The organism is Brevibacterium sp. HMSC063G07 (genome assembly GCF_001810665.1).
Lineage (GTDB): Bacteria > Actinomycetota > Actinomycetes > Actinomycetales > Brevibacteriaceae > Brevibacterium.
In genome coordinates, this window is the sequence record NZ_KV802352.1 from 1 (window position 1) to 384 (window position 384).

Sequence of the window (384 nt, forward strand, 5' to 3'; positions counted from 1 at the left end):
TAGCCGCAGATCCACGCTTTAGCAACCACTGCTAACGGGAGTTTCCGTTGCTAACGCGCGTCTGGAGGGTGCTTCACCGCGAATGGAGGTTCCGGATCGGCGGGTTACCGGTGCGATACCGGCGTATGAGGCTAGGTGTGCGGCGGATGTGAAGTTCTTGCCGACGACTTCTGTGAGGATGCGCGCGGCTGTCCTGACCCCGATGCCTGGCATAGAGGTCAGGACTTCGGTAAGAGGGTGAGCATCCACCACCGTTAAGATCGCGGCATGCGTCATCATCCGCGCTGCTCGGTCAGATGTGCAAGCTGAGCGGCCCGTTGGCTGATGATGTGCCCGGCAGTATGAGTTCCGGCCACGATGGTGGTTTGTTCGGCCAAAGCTGCA

General features: G+C 60.2%; 1 pseudogene. It reads right to left on the reverse strand.

The features are described from left to right. Positions 1 to 60: 60 nt before the first annotated feature. Positions 61 to 384: pseudogene (locus HMPREF2757_RS12135) on the reverse strand (transposase); the annotation flags it as partial.